Consider the following 2,683-nt stretch of genomic DNA (forward strand, 5'->3'; position numbering starts at 1 on the left):
TTTCGGACAGGGCCTTTCCGGTCACGCATTCGACTTTGCAATCTGGGTACCTCACTGAAAGGCATATTTTTACTTGACATTTCGGCAAAATACCAGTACAATAACATCTGCACATTTGAAGAGCGGGGTGTGGCGAAGTTTGGTATCGCGCTTGGTTCGGGACCAAGAGGCCTCGGGTTCAAATCCCGACACTCCGACCATGCGGAGTGTCCTTATAGGATCTGAGTATCCTACAAAGGACACTCCGCATTTTTTATTGTCAAAATTGGGGCAGCACCGTTTTCGTCGAACAGCAGCCGATCCCGGATGCACAGGAGCTTTACCTTGTGCCGGGTGAGCAGGTCAATGTAGTTTTGGGTCATCCCCCACTCCCGGCCTATCCGGGTCAGGTTATGGACTAACACCACATCCACCCTGCCAGCGACCACGGCCTCGGTCACTTTCTGGAGCGCCGGGCGGTCTAATGTGAGCCCGCTACCGCATTCGTCCGCAGCGCCGATGATGGTATATCCCGCCTGCTTTGCGTAGAGCTGGAGCAGAAACCTCTGGTGTTCCAATGCAAAAGAATCTTCATGGGCGACACGGCAATAGAGAAAAGCTCTCATATCCCACACCACCTTTACACCGCCGGGGCGTAGCTTAATGCTACGCCTTTTCTCGTTTCCAGCAGAATATCCCGCTCGGGGATTTTCCGGCGATCCGGCACCTCAAATGCTCCAATGCAGTTGTAGTGGATTGTCACCCGCTGATTGGTAACACCGTCCTCCTTGACCGCAGGATAGACCTCGATATATTCAATGAGTTCGGCAACCATGCGTTTGGTGATGGCGGTGGCATCGGTGTAGCGGCGTACCGTTTCCAAGAAGGTGTCCACATCCATCCGCTTATCTTCCAGCTTTTTCAGCTCCAACCGCAGCGCCTTGATTTTCTTGGCGTTTTCGCCCTGCTCCTGCTCATACCGCTTGGACATTTTGGCAAACCGGGCATCGTCGATCTTGCCGGACACATTGTCCTCATAGAGCCTCTCAAAGAGCATATCCAGCTCCCCGTCCCGGGCCAGCAGCCCGTCCAGCTCCCGCTTCTTGCGTATCCGGTCATTTTCCGCTACCTTGGCGGAGCGGCCCACCATCGCCTTGATAAAGTCGTTTTCGTATTCGTTAGCGAAGCAGGCCAGCCGGTGTATCTCGTAGAGCACGACCTGCTCCAAGAAGTCCAGCCGGATATAGTGGGTAGACGAGCATTTGCGGAGCCCGGAATTGTGGTTCTGGCAGCTAAAGAATTTAATATCGTGGTTGCCTTGGTTAAAATGGAAATTCAAATTGCCGCCGCACTCCGGGCATTTCAGATAGCCGGAAAAGACGCTGGGCTCTTGGGTAACGGTGGGGCGCTTGCGCCGTGTCCCGGCTTTTAACGCCTGTACCTTCTCCCAAGTTGGCCGGTCAATGATAGGCTCATGGACATTGAGGAAGATTGCCCGGTTCTCCTCCGGGTTCTCAATTCGACGCTTCATCTTATAGGACTTGGAATAGCTTTTGAAGTTGATGACATCCCCGCAGTATTCCTGCGTGGTCAAAATCTTCTTGATTGTGGTGTGCCCCCATTTTGTGGGTTCCACGGTGCTTTTGGAACCGCCCCTGCTTGTACCCCTGCTGCGCCAGTAGTAGGTCGGGTTGACGATCCCATCCGCACCGAGGGCAGCGGCGGTTTCAGCCAGCCCGTACCCGTCCAGCGCCATGCGGTAGATACGGCGTACCACCTCGGCGGCCTCCGGGTCAATCACCCAAAACCGGGGATCGTCCGGGTTCTTGATGTAACCATAGGGCGGCGGCGAAAGCGGAATCCCGGCGTTACCTTTCATTTTGTTTACGATGCGGCGCTTCTTGGAAATGTCCTTGGCGTAGTATTCGTTCATAATGTTCTTGAACGGGGTGAAATCGTCCTCGCCCTCGTCGCTGTCCACGCCATCGGACACAGCCACCAGCCGCACATCATGGAGCGGGAAAAATTCTTCGGTGAGCTTGCCCACCTCAATGTAGTTCCGGCCCAGCCGGGAGAGGTCTTTCACGAACACCGCCGAGATGTACCCGGCCTCGATTGCGGCGATCATCTTCTGAAAGCCGGGGCGGTTCATGGTAGTGCCGGTGATCCCGTCATCCACGAAAAAGATGGTATCTGTGTAGCCCTTGTCCTTGGCGGCCTTTTGAAGTATTTTCTTTTGGTTCTGGATGCTGTTGGACTCGCTATCCATGTTATCGTCACGGCTCAGGCGGCAGTAGAGAGCGGCTGTGCCGGTAGAGATTTTCTTGCTTGACTGTTTCAAAATATCCTCCTTCCTGCAATCAAGCAAGAGGTTCTTATCTATGTATATTATACCTCTGCCGACTGCCCGTGTTAAGGATGTCGATGGAACAGTTAGGCTGGCTCCAGATCGGCCAGCATCAGCTTCAACAGGATGTCACGCATGGACTCGCCTTTGTCCTTGTAGACGGGCGTGACAATGAATTGGATTTTGCCGACTTGATAGGTGTATTCCTCCTTGACGGGTACGGGATCTTCCATGTGGGCCTCCTTCCAGAGCGATACGAAACAATGACCGACAGTCCCCCTTGTCCCGTGGGGAAACGCAGAAAGGCGGCACCTTCGGCGGTGCCGCCCTCTTGCCTTGCTCCACTTTGGGACAACT

General features: G+C 54.3%; 3 protein-coding genes and 1 tRNA gene. 1 reads left to right on the forward strand and 3 read right to left on the reverse strand.

Translation table 11 applies throughout. The features are described 5' to 3' along the window. The first annotated feature begins 123 nt into the window (after positions 1 to 123). Positions 124 to 200, forward strand: a tRNA-Pro gene (locus tag ACQRD3_RS13355). A gap of 30 nt (positions 201 to 230) precedes the next feature. Here ACQRD3_RS13355 and ACQRD3_RS13360 read toward each other — a convergent pair. The 3 genes from ACQRD3_RS13360 to ACQRD3_RS13370 form a co-directional block, all read right to left on the reverse strand. Next, positions 231 to 605, reverse strand: a complete 375-nt coding sequence (locus ACQRD3_RS13360) for a recombinase family protein (RefSeq protein WP_427781716.1) — start codon at positions 603 to 605, stop codon at positions 231 to 233. A 14-nt stretch (positions 606 to 619) separates the two neighbouring features. After that, on the reverse strand, positions 620 to 2,320 hold the full coding sequence (locus ACQRD3_RS13365) for a recombinase family protein (protein ID WP_427781717.1): 1,701 nt from the start codon (positions 2,318 to 2,320) through the stop codon (positions 620 to 622). A gap of 92 nt (positions 2,321 to 2,412) precedes the next feature. Further along, entirely contained in the window at positions 2,413 to 2,559 is a 147-nt protein-coding gene (locus tag ACQRD3_RS13370; protein ID WP_006573143.1) for a hypothetical protein, read from the reverse strand. Positions 2,560 to 2,683: the final 124 nt, after the last annotated feature.

It is taken from the genome of Candidatus Pseudoscillospira sp. SGI.172 (genome assembly GCF_050313575.1).
GTDB lineage: Bacteria > Bacillota > Clostridia > Oscillospirales > Oscillospiraceae > Vermiculatibacterium.